Origin of the sequence: Microbacterium sp. K41 (assembly GCF_004794395.1) — a bacterium.
Lineage (GTDB): Bacteria > Actinomycetota > Actinomycetes > Actinomycetales > Microbacteriaceae > Microbacterium > Microbacterium sufflavum.
The window spans coordinates 1-1255 of the sequence record NZ_SSDO01000364.1; the positions used below are offsets into that span (position 1 = coordinate 1).

The 1255-nt window shown below is 73.0% G+C and carries 1 protein-coding gene; it reads right to left on the reverse strand.

The window, feature by feature from the left end; genetic code table 11:
- Window positions 1-370 precede the first annotated feature (370 nt).
- Window positions 371-1156, reverse strand: coding sequence for an inositol monophosphatase family protein (locus tag DW309_RS11345; protein ID WP_136045433.1), 786 nt, complete (start codon window positions 1154-1156; stop codon window positions 371-373).
- Window positions 1157-1255: the final 99 nt, after the last annotated feature.

A 1255-nucleotide genomic window follows, 5' to 3' on the forward strand; every position in this document is an offset into this window, starting at 1 on the left:
CGGGCGCGGGCGTCGCGGCGATGAACGGTTCGGCGGGAGCCTGAGGCACCGGCGGGACGTCATTCGGCCGCTGACGTGCGGCGCGACGGGAGAGGGGTGCGACGGCGGCGAGCGCGACCACGGTCTCCGCGTGAGCGAGGGGTGCCGTCGTCCCGGTCGCCGGGGCCTCGGTGGCCGCAGTGCGATGACGGCTGGAGCGACGCGTGGGCGCAGCGGCAGCCTGGGGATTCTCGAAGGGCAAAACTAGTCTCTCGGTCGTTCGTGTTGCTCGGGGGCGCAATGACAGCTTTCACCTTCGGGTGGTGAAAGTAACGATCGGGTAAACACTACCCCGATCACCCTGGGAATGCCATGTATCAGTCCAGGTTTCTCAGCACAGGATCTCGGTGAGCCGCGCGTGCACGGCTGGTCCTCCGGCGATCAGCAGCGGCCGAGGGGAGTCGGTGTCGACGCGCGTCACGATGCCGCCCGCCTCGCTCACCAGGAGCGCGCCCGCCGCGAGGTCCCAGGGGGCCAGTCCGCGCTCGAAGTAGCCGTCGAGTCGACCAGCGGCGACGTACGCGAGGTCGAGTGCGGCCGACCCCATCCGCCGGAGGTCCCGCGCGATGGGCATCACCCGGCGCACGGTCGCGAGGTCGCCGTCGTGGGTCGCGGGGTCGTAGCCGAACCCGGTGGCGAGGAGCGCGCCGGCCGGTGTCTCCTGCGTGACCTCGAGGCGCCTGCCGCCGAGCCAGGCTCCGTGACCTCGAGCGGCGGTGAACGTCTCCCCCACGGCCGGTGCGTGCACGGCGGCGGCGAGCGCCTCCCACCGGCTCGGGTCGGGCTCTCCCTGGACGGCCGCGATGCTGACGTTGTAGGCCGGGATGCCGTAGGCGTAGTTGACGGTGCCGTCGATGGGGTCGACCACCCAGGTGATCCCGCTGTCGCCCGCCGCCGTACCGGACTCCTCGCCGAGGAAGCCGTCGTGCGGCCGCGCCGTCAGCAGACGGTCGCGGATGAGCGCCTCGACCTCGCGGTCGGCCTCGGTCACGATGTCGGCCAGTGTCGACTTGGTCGCGGCCAGGGTGACCCCCTGCTGTCGGCGTGTCCTGGCGAGCTCCCCCGCCTCCCGAGCGACCTCCGCGGCGAGCGCGCCGAGCTCCTGCTCCTGTGACACTGTCACGACGCCCGGTTCCCCGGCGCGGGAGGGGGCGGCGGGAACGCGGGAGGTTCGCCCTGATGCGGCGCGGGGGGCTCTGGCGCGGCGGGTCGGGGC